Origin of the sequence: Actinomadura formosensis NBRC 14204 (assembly GCF_001552155.1) — a bacterium.
Classification (GTDB): Bacteria; Actinomycetota; Actinomycetes; order Streptosporangiales; family Streptosporangiaceae; genus Spirillospora; species Spirillospora formosensis.
On record NZ_BCQQ01000010.1, the window covers coordinates 33,600 to 49,264 of the forward strand.

The following is a 15,665-nucleotide window of genomic DNA, read 5'->3' on the forward strand; positions in this document are numbered from 1 at the left end:
GGCCGCTAGGAGAAGGCGCCCGCGTCCAGGGTCCGGTGGGCACGGTCCAGCAGGAGGGGAACGGCGCCGCCGATCTGGTCGAACCCCTCGCCGACCGTCGCGTTCTGCAGGAAGCGGGCGTGGATGCCCTCCAGGATGACCGCGAGCTTGAAACACGCGAACGCGACATAGAAGTCGAGGCCGGCGAGGTCGAAGCCGCTCAGCGCCGCGTACCGGTCGGCGAACTCGCGGCGGGTGAAGAAGCCCGGCGCCGAGGTGATCGTCGCGCCGACCGGCAGTTCCTCGGCGTCGGTGGCCTCGGCCCAGTAGACGAGCGTCAGCCCGAGATCGGACAGTGGGTCGCCCAGGGTCGACATCTCCCAGTCGACGACGGCCGCGATCTCGGGACGCGGCTCCAGCCGGGCGAGCGCGTTGTCGAGCCGGAAGTCGCCGTGGACGAGCCGGGCCGGGGAGTCCGCCGGCAGCCGTTCGGCGAGCCGCGTGCCCGCTCGGGCGTGATGTCCGCGGCGTCCTCGCGGGTGCGCAGGACGCGGCCCTCGACGAAGTCCATGAGGTGGAAGCGGGCGCCGATGACGTCCTCGTCGTCGCAGAACGCCAGCGTCGCCGGCACCGGCACGGCCGTCCCGCCGCCGAGCGCGGACAGCACCCGGTACTCGCGCCCCATGTCGTGCGCCGTCGGGAGGACGTGCCCGAGCGGCGGCCTGCGGAGCACGATGCGGCGGCCGCCGTCCAGGGTGATCCCGTACGTCAGGTTCGAACGTCCGCCCGCGATCAGGTCGACCGCGGTGATCCGTCCCGTACCGGGCAGTTCCCGGGCCAGCCAGGCCGCGAGGCGGGGGACGTCGATACCGGGGACCCCGGCCGGGAGTTCTGCGTCAGCGGTCATGACGTCCTATTAGAACGCCGCTCGGTCCGGCTGTGAACCCCGCACGTGCACCTGCGGTCCCGGCCGGTGCGCACGCTCCCCCCGGCCACTTCCGGCCGACTTTCAGGAAGGCTTCACCCTGTCTCCAGGGACGCGATTGACCTGCGTGAACATCGCGACGTCCGGACCTGGGCGCCCGATTCGCCGAAACTTCCAGAGGAAAAAGGTGACACAAGGTGGAATCCTCGTACACCACGGGTATGCGTCTGCGGCGACACCTTCCGCAGGGCGGGGCTCAACCTGTCCGGTGTCGGCAGCCGTCATCCCGGCCCGTGAGACGGCAGGCTGGACTTATGAGTCTCGCTGGGCTAAGAGAATAGGACTAGACCATTCGGGACTAGATCGCCCGATTTGGGGGGACACACCGTGGCAGACGCATGGCTGCCGGGAGCCGGCCGCATGCCGGCGCGACAGGACGGCGGAGCGTTGCAAGGAGGTGCTCCCCGCGCCGTCTGGTGTACCGGAGAACACGATCCGCGTACCGTCTCCGCACGCTCCGTCGCCGCCGACCTCGTCAAGGAGGACCGGCCGGCGCACCTGGTGTGGCATCCCGGCACCGGCGAGATCGTCCAGCTCGTCCCGATCACCCGCGCGGCCCGGCTGCTCGGCCGCGTCGGCCGGGAGGGCCGCGTCTGCGCGCAGATCATGGTGATCGGCCAGGCCCGGACGCCGTTCACCGGCTCCCTGCTCAGCGGCGTCGACGCGATCGTCCAGTGGCTGGACGCGTGGGACGTCGCACGCCGCTGGCCCGCCGGCCCCCCGCTGCCGTCGCCGCAGTCCTACCACGCGCTCCGCGTGCGCAGGGACTGGGCGCGCGGCGGGCACTACGGTGCCTCCCAGGTGCCGACGCTCGACCGCCCCGACCCGGGCGGCATCGACATCCGGCGCATCACCGGGCCCGACACCCCCGTCGCCCCCATCCCGAAGCCGCGCGCGCCGAACGCTCCCGGCGGGGCCCGGCTGCTGCCGCCGCGCCCGCGCACGCCCGACGACGTCCGGTCGCCGCACGACCCGACGCCCGTGCCGTTGCGGCCCGCCTCCGAGCCCGTGACGGTCGGCCAGTCCGCCATGTCGCGCTGAGCGCGTCAGGCGCCGAGGCTCCGCACGATCTCGCAGCCCCTGCGCAGCTGGGCGGGGGTCGCGGCCGAGCCGTAGCCGATCACCAGGCCGGACGCACGGTTCTGCCCCATATGGTGGCGTTCCAGGGTCTCCACGAGCACGCCCCGTTCGGCGGCCTCCGCCGAGATCCGCCGGGCGTCGGACGCCGGGACCTCGACCACGAGATGGAGGCCGGCCGTCTCGCCGCGCAGCGCGAGCCCGTCCAGCGCCCGCACCACCACGGCGCGGCGGCGGGCGTACTCGGCGCGCATCCGGCGGACATACCGGTCGAGATCGCCTCGTTCCAGGAGGAGCCGCAGCGCGTCCTGCGGGACGGCGGCCGTGCGGTCGTTCAGCTCCTCCCGGCGCAGCGCGACCTCGCCGACCAGGCCGGGCCGGCCCACCAGCCAGCCGACGCCCATGTCCATGGTGAGGATCTTCGCCGTCGTGCCGAGATAAACGACGACCTCCGGGTCGAGGCCGTACAGGGCAGGCAGCGGGGCGACATCGAACCGGAACTCGCCGTCGTAGTCGTCCTCGGCGATGAGCGTCCCGGTGCGCCTCGCCCACGCCAGCAGGGCCTGCCGGCGCGGAACGGGCAGGACGCCGCCCATCGGGTACTGGTGCGACGGCGTCGCGTAGACGATGCGGAGATCGTCGGGAAGACCGTCGACGATGAGGCCGTGCTCGTCGACAGGGCACGGCACAAGCTCCGCACCACGTCCCTTCAGAACGGCGCGTGCCCTTCCGTAGCCGGGTTCCTCCAACCCTACGCGGTCACCTGGGCGAAGCACGGTCGCGGCCAGCAGATCAAGCCCGTTCGTCGCCCCGCGCGTGATGAGGAGGCCGTCCGCAGGGCAACTCACGCCGCGGCTACGTCTGATGTAGTCGGCGAGCGCCTCTCTCAGGCCCGGGAGACCATGAGGATCTTGGCGCTGCTGAGGAGGCATTCCCGCCGCCAGCCGCCAGGCCCTCCGCCACGCGGGCGTGTCCAAGGCCCCGATCCAGGCGAGCCCCGGCCTCAGATCGATCTCATGTGGGGCCGCCGCCCTTCGCGCCGGTCTCGTCTTCGTCTTCTGCGGTCTCGGCGTAGGTGCAGCGGCCACACCTTCGGTTACGTACGTGCCGGACCCGTGCCGTCCTTCCAGCCAGCCCTCCGCATAGAGCTGCTCGTAAGCCTCCGTCACCACCGTCCGGCTGACGCCCAGCAGACCCGCCAGCGCCCTGCTGGACGGAAGCCGTTCGCCCGCGGCGAGTCGCCCCTCCCCCATCGCCTCCCGCAACTGGCCCACGAGCTGGGCGCTCATCGGCTCCTTGGCATCACGGTCAACGACGAGAGGAAGCTCGATCGGCAAAGTGGTCTCCGGCTATACGCGCCAAGTGGCCATACCGACCAGGCCACTTTCCTCCTAGCGTAAACGGACATGACCCCACTCTCTTCGACCACCCGCACGCGCCTGGGCCGGCACGCCGAACGCTCCAGCACCGACCGTTCCGTCCTGTACGAGATCCTCGACGCCGGCATGATCTGCCACCTCGGCCTCATCCTGGACGGCACACCACGCGTCATCCCCACCGGCTACGGCCGCTTGGACGACACCCTCTACATCCACGGCTCGACCGGTGCGAGCAGCCTCCTGGCAGGGCCGTCCCAAGAGGTCTGCGTGACCGTGACCCACCTGGACGGGATCGTCCTAGCCCGCTCCGTGTACCACCACTCCATCAACTACCGCAGTGCGGTCATCTACGGGACGCCCCAGGCAGTGACCGACCCCGACGCGAAGCTGACCGGACTCCGCGTCATCACCGAGCAACTGGCCCCCGGCCAGTGGGACGTGGCCCGTGAACCCACCCGCAAGGAACTCGCCGCAGTGGCCGTACTGGCGATCCCCCTGTCCGAGGCGTCCGTCAAGATCCGCCAGGGTCCGCCCAGCGACGAGGACTCCGACTACGCCCTGGACGTCTGGGCAGGCGTCCTCCCCGTCCAGCAGACGTTCGGCCCCCCGTCCCCCGATCCGCTGCTGCGCCCCGGCATCCCCGTCCCGGGACATATCGCCCATCGCGTGACCTCCTAAATCGAACGGACTCCATGCCCCGCACAGTCGTTCATGGTCGTAGGGTGAAGCCATGAACGAGCGGCTGGTCTGGATCGACTGCGAGATGACAGGACTCGACCTGCGCAACGACGCGCTCATCGAGATAGCCGCACTGGTCACCGACAGCGAGCTCAACATCCTCGACGAGGGCGTCGACGTCATCATCAAACCGCCGCCCGAGACGGTGACCCAGATGTCCAAGGTCGTCCGGGACATGCACACCACGTCCGGCCTCCTGGAGGCCCTGCCCGGCGGCATCACCCTCGCCGAGGCCGAGGACATCGTCCTGACCTACGTCCGGAGCCACGTGAAGGACGCCAAGAAGGCGCCCCTCTGCGGCAACTCCATCGCCACCGACCGGTCGTTCCTCGCCCGCGACATGCCCGCACTCGACGACCACCTCCACTACCGCATGGTGGACGTCTCGTCCATCAAAGAGCTGGCCCGCCGCTGGTACCCGCGCGTCTACTTCGCCAGCCCGGAGAAGAAGGGCGGCCACCGCGCCCTCGCCGACATCACCGAGAGCATCCAGGAACTGCGCTACTACCGCGCCGCCGTCTTCGTGGCGCAGCCCGGACCCGACTCCGACACGGCCCGCGCCATCGCCGCCAAAGTGTCCTCCGGCTGACCCACCCGCTCGGAGCCGCTACACTACTGGGAGCCGGGAGCGATTCCGGCCGTGGTGGGTGTAGCTCAGCTGGCAGAGCACTTGGTTGTGGTCCAAGATGTCGGGGGTTCAAGTCCCCTCACTCACCCCAGTGCAAGGCCCCGGTCACTCGGCCGGGGCCTTCGTCATGTGCGGCGCGGTCCATCGACTCTCGGAGATCGGCCGGTTATGCTCCGTTCCTATAAATGTCAACGACACGCCAAGGGCAACGGATGAGTGTCGACGAGAGGGCCCCGCTGCGCGTCCTCGTGGTGGACGATGATCCCCGCGTCCGCGCGGACGTGATCTCCCTGCTGGACGCCAGCGACGAACTCCAGGTCGTCGCCGACACCCCCGACCCCGCGGCCGCCGTCACGCTGGCCGAGCGCCTGCGCCCCGACATCGTCCTGCTGGACGCCGCCTCCGCCGGCCACACGCGCCCCCTCAGCGGCACGTCCCGCGTCTTCCTCCTCTCCGACGACCCGGCCGCCGCCGAGACCGCCCTGCGCGCCGGCGCCTGCGGCCACCTCGCCCCGGGCTCCTTCACCGTCCCCGAACTCATCCGCCGCGTCCGCGACGCGTCCCGCACCACGCTCGGCCTGTCCGCCCGCGAATCGGAGGTCATGGACCTCATCGCCACCGGCCGCTCCAACGGCGAGATCGCCCGCCAGCTCTTCCTCAGCGAGAAGACGGTGAAGAACCACGTCAACCGCATCTACGCCAAGCTCGGCGTCAGCTCCCGCGCCACCGCCATCGCCCTCTGGCGCGGCATGGTGAGTGTCCTCCCCGTCCGGGACTAACCGATTCGCACTGCTCCGCAGGTCCTGATACTGTTCTTCCTGTCGCAAGGGACCCCGGCCCCGGCCGGGTGCCCCACAGACAGGCGCCGTTAGCTCAATTGGCAGAGCAGCGGACTCTTAATCCGCGGGTTCGGGGTTCAAGTCCCTGACGGCGCACCCCACAACCAGCAGCGACGGTATCCTTCGGGGCCGTCGCTGTCGCCTTTCGGGCAACACGCCGCATCACTCCGCACCCGGCGTCATGCGGGGACGCTCACTGCGGGTCGTCGTGCGGGGCGCATTCGAGAAGACAGACACCGTCCGGGTTGCGGCTCGCGGAGAGCATGCGCATTCCGGCGGCGTGGATCACACTCTCGAACTGGTGCACGGTGCGCGCCCGCCCGCCGACGAGCAGCAGGATGCGCAGGTCCTCGTCGGCCGCGGCGGCCCCGTCGGGGGCTCGCTGCTCGGCGATGACGACACGGCCGGCCGGCCCCGCCGCCTCGGCACAGCGGCGCAGGATCGCGGTGGCGTCGTCGTCGCTCCAGCCGATGAGGACGCCGCTGAGCATGTAGACGTCGCCTCCCGGCGGGAGCGGGTCGAAGAAACTCCCCGGAACCACCTCCGCACGATCCTCGACACCGGCGCCGGCCAGGGCCTGCACGCCGCCGGATTCGGCGGGGACCCGCGGTTGCGGCCGACCATCGACTGGATCAAGTCATCGCAGCGCCGGGAGCCGCTCTTCGCGACGGGCTGCCCCGCGGGCGGCTGGGGCTGGGCGATGCCCTCGTCCTGGCCGGACGTCGACGACACCTCGCTGGCCGTGGCCACCCTGGCCCGGTTCGGCGTCCCCGCGGACGATCCGCATCTCCGCGACGGCGTGTCCTGGCTGCACGCGATGCGGAACGGCAACGGCTCCTGGGGCTGCTTCATCCGCAACGGCCGGACCATGTTCGACGCACCCTGCTCGGCGCTGACGGCGCACGCCATGCTGGCCCTGGACGCCGTCGGCGGGCGGGAGCACCGGCTGGACCGGGCGGTGCGCTGGCTGGGGCGGCGGCAACGGCCGGACGGCTCGCTGTCCTGCGTCTGGTTCCGTGACACCGTGGCGGGCACGGCTCACGTGCTGGAAGCCCTTGGGGAAATGGGGCTGAACGACCATCCGGTCGCCCTGGGCTGCGCCCGCTGGCTGCTCGATCACCAGTCGCCCGACGGCGGATGGGGCAACGGGCACGGGGCCGCGTCGTCGGCGGAGGAGACGGCCTGGGCACTGCTCGGACTGGTCTCGGCGGGGATCACCGGCGAACCGGCCGCGGCGGCCGCACGCTGGCTGGCCGGTCACCAGCGTGAGGACGGGCTGTGGAACGGCGGCCAGGTCGGCTACTACTACAACGGGCTGACGTACTGGTGCGACGCCATGGCCAACGGCTACGCCCTGCGGGCCTTGGCCGCCTACCAGACCCGATAGCCGATACGAGGCACCGCCAGGGGGCGGACGGGGCGGGCGGATCCGAGCGGGACCGGATGGGACGCGACCCGAGCGCACTGGAGCGGCCTGGGCTCACCGAATAGACTCGCTGCGTCGACATCGCATGGACGAAGACATCGATCAGCCGCAGTGCAGGAGTGACGCCGCTGATCGGGCCTGTGGAAGGATCCACACGTCATGGAGCTGTGGTCGGTGGTGCGCCCGGTCCGCGCGGCGATGTTCGCCACGACCTGCACCGGGCTCGCAGCCGGCGGCCACCTGGCCGCGGGCGGGACGGTGGAACCGCTCATTCTGGTCGCCTGTTTCGTCATGATGTTCGTCCCGGCGCTGGCGCTGACCCACCGTGAGCACTCGATCGTCACGATTCTGCCCGCCGTCGCTTCTTGCCAGGTGGTCCTGCACCTTGTGCTGTCCCGATGCTGCGTCATGCATGGGATGAGCACAGCCCCGGACACCGTGGCAGCGCATGGCGCTCTCCCAGGTGAGATGGCCGCGCACGGCATGCCCGCCGAAGCGGATGGTTCGCCGGGTTTCAGCATGTTGCTGATGCATGCGGTCGCGGTACTGATCACCTCATGGTGGCTCGAACGCGGTGAAGCGGCGCTGTGCGCCTTCGTCTCCTGCGTGGCCTCCTGGGCGCTGCGATCGCTGGTCTGGCTGCGGCCCGCCGCCGCGCACGGCCCCGCGCGGCCCAGGCCGGTCCTCTGGGCGCGCCACCCTCTTCCCGCCCAGGTGCTGCAGCACGTCATGGTGCGCCGGGGGCCTCCAGCGGTGACCGGCACCCTCGTCTCGGTCTGACCACGGCCCGATCCTCTTGGAGCGCGCACGCCGTGCCCGTGAAGGCACGGGTACCTGTACGGCGCTCGATCATGGCCGGTATCTCGATCTCTTCGATGGTCAGGGCGCTCCGATGCCCCGATGAGGATGCATCACGCCACCGGCCGGCCTCGCCACCCGGCCGTCCGCCGTGTCCCTTTTCCTGGAGCCGTTGATATTTCCCTTGCCTGCCCGCCGCCGTGGCGGCGCCCTCATGGGGCGGTCCTTCCGTGCCGATGAGATCGGGCGATACCCGCAGATCTGCAGCAGAGGGTCCAGGCGAGCCCGGGGTGCGGATGGAGCCGGGCGCGCAGGTGACGCCAGTGGCGGGCCGCACGCCACTTGCGCACCGGGCGGTCCCGCCGGTGATCCCCGCCGTTCCCGGCCGGTTCGCGGGGCCTCCTTCCCGGCCCCGGCATCCGGCCGTGCCGATCCCGCAAAGGAACGAACAGCATGAAGTCCGTCATCGACGACCAGCAGCTCACCCGGCTCGCCCTGGCCGCGCGCCAAGGGGCGCCCGCGGACGTGGAAGCGTTCACCCGAGCCGTCTACGCCCACGTACAGCGCTTCATCTCCTTTCTGGACGGCGCCCACCGGGCGGAGGACCTCACCCAGGAGACCTTCGTGCGCGTGCTGCGCAGCCTGCCCGCGTTCGCCGGGCGCTCCTCTGCCCGCACCTGGCTGCTGTCCATCGCCCGGCGGGTCGTCATCGACCAGCACCGGTCGGCCGCCCGCCGGCCGGCGATCACCGACCTCGACAACTGGCAGCGGACCGTAGAACTACGTCAGCCCGGAGTGCCTCCCGGCTGGGAGGAGGGCGTCGCGTTGACCGCCCTCCTGGCGGAGGTTCCGTGGGAACGGCGCGCTCCCTTCGTACTCACCCAGGTCTTGGGGCTGTCCTACGCCGAGACCGCCGACGCCCTGCAATGCCCGATCGGAACGGTCCGCTCCCGCGTGGCCCGGGCCCGCGCCCAGCTGGTCGGTACCATCCGCGCGGCCGAGCGGTCGGCCTGACCGCGGTCTCCCGGGCGCATCCCTGGTCAGGGTGACATGACGCCGGGACGCTCTCCTATGGCCTTGGTGACTCAAATGAGGCCACGGCGATGTGGGGCCGCCCGGTGATCGGGTGGTCACCGATGTGCGCGCGGACGCCGAAGACTTCGCCGACGAACTCGGGGGTGAGCACCTCCAGCGGCGCGCCCGCGGCCCTGACCCGTCCGGCCTGCAGCACGACCAGGTGGTCACAGTAGGCGACCGCGTGGTCCAGGTCGTGCAGCGCCGCCAGAAGGGTCAGGCCAAGTGACCGGATCAGGTCGAGCAGCCCGAGCTGCGTCCGCACGTCCAGGTGGTTGGTCGGCTCGTCCAGCACCAGAAGCGGCGCTTCCTGGGCGAGCGCGCGGGCCACCAGGACACGCTGGCGTTCGCCGCCTGACAGCGTGGAGAAGAGCCGGTCGGCCGCCCAGAGCATGTCCACGCGTTTGAGGGATTCGTCGATGACGGCGCGGTCGGCGGCGTCATCGCGGTCGAACAGGCCCTTGTGCGGGGCGCGGCCCATCGCCACGACCTCGCCGACCGAGAACTCGGCGCCCAGGTCGCCGTGCTGGGTCAGGACGGCACGGTGCCGGGCGGCCTGCTTGGCGGGCATCCGCCACAGGTCCCGCCCGTCCAGGGACACCACCCCCGTGGACGGCCGCAGTGCCCTGTAGACGGTACGGAGCAGCGTCGACTTACCGCTCCCGTTGGGGCCGACGAGCCCGACGAACTGGCCGGGTTCGGCGGTCAGGTCCACGTCGGAGATGATGGGCTTGGCGTCGATCTTGGCCGTCAGGCCCGCGATGTCCAGCCGCATCAGGAGCCTCCCGTCGCACGCCGCCGCAGCAGCCACAGGAAGAACGGCACGCCGAGGGCGGTGGTGAAGATGCCCACCGGCAGCTCGTTCGGCCGGTCCACGGTGCGGGTGGCGATGTCCACGGCGACCAGGAACACCGCCCCGAGCAGCATCGCCACCGGCAGCACCCGCCGATGGTCGCCGCCGACGAGGAACCGCGTCGCGTGCGGCACCATCAGCCCGACGAACCCGATCCCGCCGACCACGCTCACCGCCGTCGCGGTGAGCAGCGATCCGACCACCAGCAGCGCGATCCGCAGTGCCCGCACCGAGGTGCCGAGCCCGGCCGCCGCGTCGTCGCCGGCCATCAGGGCGTTCATGTTCCGGCCCTGCAGCAGCAGGAACGCCGTGCAGACCGCGATGACGGCGGCCGGGACGCCCACGTCCGACCATGTGGCGCCCGCGATGCTGCCCATCAGCCAGAACATCAGCCCGTGCAGTTCGGTCGGACTCACCCGGAGCTGGATGTAGCTGGTGGCGGCCGAGGCCAGATAGCCGACGGCGACCCCGGCCAGGACCAGCCGCGAGTCCAGCAGCCGGCCGCCGCGCTGCGCGAGCACGTACACCAGCAGCACGCTCAGCACCGCCGTCAGGAACGCCGCGCCCGTCACGCCGAGGCCCCCCAAGGCGGTCGCTCCGAACGCCACGGTGAGCACGGCGCCAAGGGAGGCCCCCGAGGAGATGCCGAGGATGTACGGGTCGGCGAGCGGATTGCGCACCAGCGCCTGGAGGGTCACGCCCGCCACGCTCAGCCCGGCGCCGACCACCGCCGCCACCAGCACGCGCGGTGTACGGATGTCCCACACGACCTGCTCGCGCAGCGGGTCGCCGGAAGCGGAGCCGGTGAGCCGCGCGCCGACCACGTTCCAGACCGACCCGACCGGCAGGTTCACCGAACCGATCGAGATCGCCGCCATCGAGACCACGATCAGGGCCACGACGAGGCCCGCGACGAGGAACCAGGTCATCGTGCCGGACACCATGTGCGGGCCGGGCCTTCGCAGGGTGTGACGGTCAGGCATCCGGCTGCACCACCCTGGCGAGCTTCTCGGCGGCGACGGCGTTCAGCGGCCCGAGGAAGACTCCCTCGGCCACCGTGGCGTAGGTCCGGGTCTTGGACGCCCGCCATTGCGGGTAGCCGGCGAACAGCCCGCGAGCCGCGGCCGCCGGGTCCTCGTTCGGCTGGAACACGCCCACCACCAGCACGTCCACCTGGGCGGCCGCGAGCTGCTCCTTGTTGATCGTGTTGACCGCGTCCGGGGATCGGCCCTCGAACGCGTTGACACCGCCGGCCGCGCGGACGACCTGGTCGGCGACCCGCCCGGTCCAGACCGCGGGCAGGCCGTTCGCGTTCATCGCGGACATGCCGGGATAGGCGATCAGCACCCTCTTCGGGGGCCGTCCCGCCGTGCGCGCCCGCACCGCGTCAAGGCGGCGCCGCAGGTCGGTGGTGACCTGCGCGGCCCTGTGCTGGACGTCGAAGATCCGGCCGAGCAGCCGCAGGAACTCGAACGACGACTCGATCGACTTCTTCTCGTAGGCGCGCTTCTCCCCGGGCGTGGCCTCCGGTTTCCCATAGGCGCAGTTCACCGGGTTGACCAGCGTATTGATCCCGGCCGCGGCCAACTGCTCGCGCGTGGCCAGTCCCTTCCTGGCGTCGAACCCGCCCGACCAGTGCGAGACCACCAGGTCGGGCTTGGCGGCCAGCACCTGCTCGGCGGGCACCTCGAAGTTCCGGTTCGGTTTCAGGCCCCCGGTGGGGAGCGCCTTGATGGCCGACGCCATCGCGGGGTCGTCGGACACCCCGTACGACTGCGCGTTGGCGAGGATGTGCCGCTGCAGGCCGAGCATGATGAAGCTTTCGACCTCACCGACCGAGGTTCCGTTGAGGATGAGCACCCGCCGCGGGGGCCTGGTGAAGGCCACCTTCTGGCCGCAGTTGTCCAAGGTGAGCGGATACGACGTCTTGCCGGGCGTGGCGTCGGCTTCGACTCGTGTCGGCCCGGCGGCGGTGGTGCCGCACCCTGTGGCCGCCAGAGCGAAGACGGCGGCGCTGACCGTGGGCAGCATGAACTCGCGATCGAACATGGGAGACTTCCCTGTTTCCGGTGGTGGTCAAGGAGTGCGCGAAGGCACACCGGGCCCGCCCACCGGCTCACGGTGGGATCAGGCGGCGGCGTGCGGTCGCACCACCGGAGGCCCGCGGCGCCGTACGGCGCGGGCCAGCACGCTGCCCGACCGGGGCGTGACGGCGTCGGCCACCACGGGAGCCCACGGCGGCCGATGGGCCGAACCGGTCCGCAGGAGCGGCCAGCCGAACGCGATCGCGAAGATCGCGCCGAGCAGCCACCACAGGGCCCGCTCGGCACCCGCCAGGAGCACGGCCGCCGCGACCGCCGCCAACGCGTGGGCGAGCAGCATCGCCGGGCCGAGACTCGGCGCGGCCGCGGGCGCGGGGGCCGCGCCCATGTGGTGAGCCGTGCCGGAGGCCGTCATCGTGAAGGAGAGATGGAAGGCCGCCTGCGCCCAGCCGAGCACGATGAGGATCTTCCAGAACGAGAGCATCCGGTTCGCCAACGCGATGCTCAGGCCGCCCACGACGGCGCCTGTCAGTACCACGGCCCAGAGCGGTGGCAGGTGAGCGGGCGCCCCGCCCCCGCCCAGCGCGTGACCGGCGAGCGCGAGCGCCGTGCATGCGGCCGCGAGGAAACCGCCTCGCGCGCATTGCAGCATCACCGCATCCGGACCGATCACGGGGTAAGCCTAAATGGTGGTCACCGAAGACCCTCCGGCGATACCGGCCGTTGATCACGCCGCGACCGCGATCCAACCTTCCGAATGACGAAATCGAAGATACCGTCGCACGCGCGCTTGCGATTCGTGCGTTTCCGCGGGGACAGGCGTCCGACCCGGGCCATACCAAGGTTGCCGAGATCTGTGTGAGTGCTGTGGGTATCATTCGTTCTCGTGTGAGCAGGGCCCAGGCAAGAGATAGCGAGAGCCCCGCACCAGGCGGTGCCGTCCCATATCTTCTGAGAAGACGAACCTATGAGTGAACGTATCCGCGTGTTCTCGGCGGCAAAGCCGAGCGCAGCGATTAAGGTCGGCGCTTTCGTACTGGTCTTGACGGCCGTCTTCACCTCGTCCTTCTGGACCGGCCGCACGGTCGGACCGATCGGCCGGGTCGCGGGCACCTACGACGGGGACCCGGCGCCGGCGGGTTCGGCACCCTCGATCCCCTCGGGTCTGCAGATCTCGGAAGACGGCTACACCCTCGCCCGGACGATGTCCGAGATCACCCCGGGCGAGCGGACCGATTTCCGGTTCGCGATGATCGGACCGGACGGCCGGCCGGTGTCCCGCTACAGCCCGGTGGACGGGGCGCGGCTCCACCTCCTCGTGCTGCGCCGGGACCTGACCGGCTTCCAGCACCTGTATCCGGCCTACGCCGGCGGAGGGCAGTGGTCCGCCAAGCTCACCCTGGCCGAGGCCGGGACCTACCGGTTCCTCGTCCACGCCAGGCCCGAGGCGGCCGCGCGGCCGCTGACCCTCGGGACCGACGTCTTCGCACCGGGAACCGCCCGGGCCCACCCGTTGCCGCGACCCGAACCGGTCGCTCGCGTGGCCGGCTACGAAGTCCGGTTGACCGGATCAATGGCCGCCGGACGGGCGCGGACGCTCACGTTCTCGATCTCCGAACACGGCCGCCCCGTCACCGGCCTGCAGCGCCATCGCGGAGGGCTGGCGGTGCTGCGCGCGGGCGACCTCGCCCTGTTGCGCACGCGGCGCGGACAGGCGCTCGGCGAGGACCGGGGCGGCACGGGCCCGGACCTCCGCTTTCGCATCGCGCCCCCCAGCCCCGGGGCTTATCGGGTCTACCTGGAGTTCCGGCACCGCGATGTGAACCGCACCGCGGAGTTCACCATCCCCGCGGAGCAGGCCGCCTCCAGCTCACCGGACGGCCCGCTCCCCGGGGAAGACGCCCCTCACGACCACTGATCGCGGCGGTGACGGGGTGACGACGCCGCGGCCAGTCTCGTAACACGGTGACCAGTCCCGGAACGCCGAGCCTCGCGTGTCATCTCTGGGGCAGCGGAACCCGCAGGACCAGCCGGGTGCCGACGTCCACGCGCACGCGGACCGCCCCAGGCGCGCTGTCCCGCCCCTCGCCGTCCGAGACGCCGCCGGTGACGAGCGCCAGCCCCCCGCTCGTGATCAGCACTCTCTCGATCTGCAGACGCCGCTGAGGGAGCGGCTGCAACGCCAGCAGCGGGCTCAGCCGGGCCAGGATCCGGGCCGCGGCCGAATGGGTCACGGCGAACAGCGAGGCAAGTCGCCGGACGGTCGCGTCCGTCCGGTAATAGCAGGCGACCAGCAGTACGCGGTCCGCCAGCGGCAGAGACCACTGCCGGCCCGGCAGGCCATCGGCGACCTCCTCGCCGGCGCCGTGTTCCAAGTCGGCCATGAGCTCGGAGAACTCATCGCCGGACAATCCGGTGAAGAGCTCGATCGCCTGAGGGTTCGCTGCGCTGACCAGATGCATATAAAGAGGGTCGGCCGCAGGTCACGCCTAGTTCCCGACCCGCGGGAATCCTGCCGAAGGACGTTCCCAGCAGGCACCCATCAGATTCCGGTCGGCATGCAATTCCTCGTTGCGAGACAAGCCGTTGAGGTGCCTTGACACCGTCTTACTGCTCCTGTTTTGATCACCTTCGTGGCATCTCATTGCCAATCAATACGATTCATCCAGGGCCCGTTTCGGGGGTGGGTTTGTGGCCAGTGCGGGGGCGATCGAGCAAGATTCGCGTGATCCGGGAACCTTCCAACCGGGGAAACGAAGCCGCGAACGGGCGGCGGTGTTGTGCGGGGTGGGCGCCTATATTCCGCCGTCCGTGGTCACGAACGCGGACCTGACCGTCCGTTTCGATACCTCGGACGAGTGGATCCGGACTCGGACGGGCATCGTCAAGCGGCATGTCGTGGACCGGGGAACGGCCACCTCCGATCTCGCCGAACGCGCGGGAGCCGCAGCGCTCAAGGCGGCGGGCGTGCGGACCGTGGACGCGGTCGTCCTCGCCACGACCACGCCCGATCACCCCTGCCCGGGAACCGCTCCCATGGTCGCCGAGCGGCTCGGGATGAGCGGCACGCCCGCATACGATGTCAACGCCGTCTGTTCCGGCTTCGTCTACGGCATGGCCACCGCCGCCGGCCTCATCGCGGCGGGAGTGGCCGACGATCTGCTGCTGATAGGCGCGGACTCCTTCACCACACTGCTCAATCCCCATGATCGCGACACCGTCACGATCTTCGGAGACGGAGCCGGCGCGGTGGTGCTGCGCTCCGGTGGGCCCGATGAGCCGGGGGCGGTACACGCATTCGATCTGGGCAGCGACGGTGCTCTCGCCGACCTCATCATGGTGCCGGCGGGCGGCTCCCGGCGCCCGCCGCGCGCCATGGCGCACGGCGCCGACGACGCTCGGAGCAGCGCATACGACGATGCCTGGTTCTCCATGCAGGGCAGGGCCGTCTACCGGCACGCGGTCCGCCGGATGACCGGCTCCTCAAGGACCGCACTGCGCCGGGCCGGCTGGACGGCTGATGACGTGGATCTGTTCGTCGGCCATCAGGCCAACGTCCGCATCCTGCAAGCCGTGGCGGGCGAGTTGGGGATTCCGGACGACCGCGTCTGCGTCAACGTCGATCAGGTGGGCAACACCGCCGCCGCCTCGATCCCTCTCGCCCTGGCGCACGCGGTCTCGTCCGGTCAGCTGCGAGAAGGCGACAAGGTCCTGCTCACGGCATTCGGTGGCGGTGCAACGTGGGGATCGTGCGCGCTGACGTGGCCGAAGACCGATCCCCCGTCCGAAGGCCCGACGTCCTTCTGAGACCTGTCACATCCAGGCGCCGACCCCGGAGGGGACCGAC

Annotated in this window: 17 protein-coding genes, 2 tRNA genes and 1 pseudogene; 11 read left to right on the forward strand and 9 right to left on the reverse strand. The window is 70.9% G+C overall.

All coding sequences use genetic code 11. The annotated features are described in order from the left end of the window. Positions 1-5 precede the first annotated feature (5 nt). Complete coding sequence (locus AF1_RS04150; protein ID WP_456151177.1) at positions 6-590, reverse strand: phosphotransferase; 585 nt, start codon at positions 588-590, stop codon at positions 6-8. Then, positions 569-886: pseudogene (locus tag AF1_RS37170) on the reverse strand (phosphotransferase family protein); the annotation flags it as partial. The pseudogene AF1_RS37170 and the gene AF1_RS04150, both read right to left, overlap by 22 nt. Positions 887-1,324: 438 nt before the next feature. Between AF1_RS37170 and AF1_RS04155 the strand changes: the two are divergent. Continuing rightward, positions 1,325-2,005, forward strand: a complete 681-nt coding sequence (locus tag AF1_RS04155) for a hypothetical protein (RefSeq protein WP_067793659.1) — start codon at positions 1,325-1,327, stop codon at positions 2,003-2,005. A 5-nt stretch (positions 2,006-2,010) separates the two neighbouring features. Here the strand turns inward: AF1_RS04155 and pdxR are convergent, their stop codons facing one another. Continuing rightward, the gene (gene pdxR, locus AF1_RS04160; protein ID WP_067793660.1) at positions 2,011-3,330 is read right to left on the reverse strand and encodes a MocR-like pyridoxine biosynthesis transcription factor PdxR; all 1,320 of its coding nucleotides are present in this window, start codon (positions 3,328-3,330) and stop codon (positions 2,011-2,013) included. Between the two features lie 117 nt (positions 3,331-3,447). Between pdxR and AF1_RS04165 the strand changes: the two genes are divergently transcribed. The 5 genes from AF1_RS04165 to AF1_RS04185 all read left to right on the forward strand — a co-directional run bounded on the left by AF1_RS04165 (position 3,448) and on the right by AF1_RS04185 (position 5,721). Further along, positions 3,448-4,098 carry a pyridoxamine 5'-phosphate oxidase family protein gene (locus tag AF1_RS04165; protein ID WP_067793661.1) on the forward strand — a complete coding sequence of 217 codons (651 nt, stop codon included), beginning with the start codon at positions 3,448-3,450 and terminating at the stop codon, positions 4,096-4,098. Positions 4,099-4,150: 52 nt separating this feature from the next. Next, the gene (orn, locus tag AF1_RS04170) at positions 4,151-4,747 is read left to right on the forward strand and encodes an oligoribonuclease (RefSeq protein ID WP_067793662.1); all 597 of its coding nucleotides are present in this window, start codon (positions 4,151-4,153) and stop codon (positions 4,745-4,747) included. A gap of 54 nt (positions 4,748-4,801) precedes the next feature. Then, positions 4,802-4,877 (forward strand) — tRNA-His (locus AF1_RS04175). Between the two features lie 121 nt (positions 4,878-4,998). Then, entirely contained in the window at positions 4,999-5,565 is a 567-nt protein-coding gene (locus tag AF1_RS04180; protein WP_067793663.1) for a response regulator transcription factor, read from the forward strand. Positions 5,566-5,648: 83 nt separating this feature from the next. After that, a tRNA-Lys gene (locus tag AF1_RS04185) sits at positions 5,649-5,721 on the forward strand. Between the two features lie 97 nt (positions 5,722-5,818). Here the strand turns inward: AF1_RS04185 and AF1_RS04190 are convergent. Then, entirely contained in the window at positions 5,819-6,208 is a 390-nt protein-coding gene (locus AF1_RS04190; RefSeq protein ID WP_067793664.1) for a methyltransferase, read from the reverse strand. A gap of 27 nt (positions 6,209-6,235) precedes the next feature. Here AF1_RS04190 and AF1_RS04195 point away from each other — a divergent pair, with 27 nt between their 5' ends. From AF1_RS04195 to AF1_RS04205, 3 genes are all read left to right on the forward strand, one after another. Further along, complete coding sequence (locus AF1_RS04195) at positions 6,236-7,012, forward strand: prenyltransferase/squalene oxidase repeat-containing protein (protein WP_067793665.1); 777 nt, start codon at positions 6,236-6,238, stop codon at positions 7,010-7,012. Positions 7,013-7,210: 198 nt separating this feature from the next. Then, positions 7,211-7,831 (forward strand): hypothetical protein, encoded by a 621-nt coding sequence (locus tag AF1_RS04200; RefSeq protein WP_067793666.1) that lies wholly within the window; start codon positions 7,211-7,213, stop codon positions 7,829-7,831. A 471-nt stretch (positions 7,832-8,302) separates the two neighbouring features. Next, positions 8,303-8,863, forward strand: a complete 561-nt coding sequence (locus tag AF1_RS04205; protein WP_067793667.1) for a sigma-70 family RNA polymerase sigma factor — start codon at positions 8,303-8,305, stop codon at positions 8,861-8,863. A gap of 55 nt (positions 8,864-8,918) precedes the next feature. Here AF1_RS04205 and AF1_RS04210 read toward each other — a convergent pair whose 3' ends face one another. The 4 genes from AF1_RS04210 to AF1_RS04225 form a co-directional block, all read right to left on the reverse strand. Further along, a complete protein-coding gene (locus tag AF1_RS04210) occupies positions 8,919-9,698 on the reverse strand; it encodes an ABC transporter ATP-binding protein (RefSeq protein WP_067793668.1) in 780 nt (259 codons plus the stop codon). After that, positions 9,698-10,759, reverse strand: a complete 1,062-nt coding sequence (locus AF1_RS04215) for a FecCD family ABC transporter permease (RefSeq protein WP_067793669.1) — start codon at positions 10,757-10,759, stop codon at positions 9,698-9,700. The genes AF1_RS04210 and AF1_RS04215 overlap by 1 nt, the downstream gene beginning before the upstream one ends. Beyond that, positions 10,752-11,825, reverse strand: a complete 1,074-nt coding sequence (locus tag AF1_RS04220; RefSeq protein ID WP_207394028.1) for an ABC transporter substrate-binding protein — start codon at positions 11,823-11,825, stop codon at positions 10,752-10,754. Before AF1_RS04220 ends, AF1_RS04215 begins: the two co-directional genes overlap by 8 nt. Before the next feature lie 78 nt (positions 11,826-11,903). Next, a complete protein-coding gene (locus AF1_RS04225; RefSeq protein ID WP_067793670.1) occupies positions 11,904-12,491 on the reverse strand; it encodes a hypothetical protein in 588 nt (195 codons plus the stop codon). A 369-nt stretch (positions 12,492-12,860) separates the two neighbouring features. Here AF1_RS04225 and AF1_RS04230 point away from each other — a divergent pair, with 369 nt between their 5' ends. After that, a complete protein-coding gene (locus AF1_RS04230) occupies positions 12,861-13,736 on the forward strand; it encodes a hypothetical protein (protein WP_067793671.1) in 876 nt (291 codons plus the stop codon). Between the two features lie 79 nt (positions 13,737-13,815). Here the strand turns inward: AF1_RS04230 and AF1_RS04235 are convergent, their stop codons facing one another. Further along, positions 13,816-14,280, reverse strand: a complete 465-nt coding sequence (locus tag AF1_RS04235) for a transposase family protein (RefSeq protein ID WP_067793672.1) — start codon at positions 14,278-14,280, stop codon at positions 13,816-13,818. Between the two features lie 229 nt (positions 14,281-14,509). Here AF1_RS04235 and AF1_RS04240 point away from each other — a divergent pair, with 229 nt between their 5' ends. Beyond that, on the forward strand, positions 14,510-15,625 hold the full coding sequence (locus tag AF1_RS04240; protein WP_242608783.1) for a beta-ketoacyl-ACP synthase III: 1,116 nt from the start codon (positions 14,510-14,512) through the stop codon (positions 15,623-15,625). The last annotated feature ends 40 nt before the right edge of the window (positions 15,626-15,665 follow it).